This is a genomic window from Vibrio sp. 10N.222.49.C9 (genome assembly GCF_041474985.1).
GTDB lineage: Bacteria > Pseudomonadota > Gammaproteobacteria > Enterobacterales > Vibrionaceae > Vibrio > Vibrio crassostreae_C.
In genome coordinates this window covers 1-335 of sequence record NZ_JBFRVD010000080.1, presented here as the reverse complement: position 1 = coordinate 335, position 335 = coordinate 1, and the positions used below count along the sequence as shown (strand labels likewise).

At 46.3% G+C, this 335-nt stretch carries 1 protein-coding gene; it reads left to right on the top strand.

From position 1 onward, the window contains the following. A partial coding sequence (locus AB4585_RS21700; RefSeq protein ID WP_372170889.1) for a hypothetical protein occupies positions 1–335 on the top strand: 335 nt, incomplete at both ends.

Sequence of the window (335 nt, the reverse complement as noted above, 5' to 3'; positions counted from 1 at the left end):
CCTTAGAGATTTCTTTAATCTCTATGGGCAGGTTACTGATGCGGATGTTCGAAGAGAGTTGACACAGTTGGGTTATGTAAACTCGCTTGCTGATAGCTCTTTGCTTCAGACGGATGAAGGTAAACTGTTAGGCCAACAAGCATCTGCGTGGACAAAGAAGAGTGTTGATACGCTTACTGATATAACGACAGCGGAAAGGGTTGCGGGTATTGGTTCGGCAGGTCAGGCCTTAAAATCTGGGGTTCTAAATGTGGGTGGCGCTTACTTCGCGGTTAAGCAGTCAATCATATCCTCTGGTGCTATGTACCTAATCCCTTTGGGGGTCAGTGTAATTC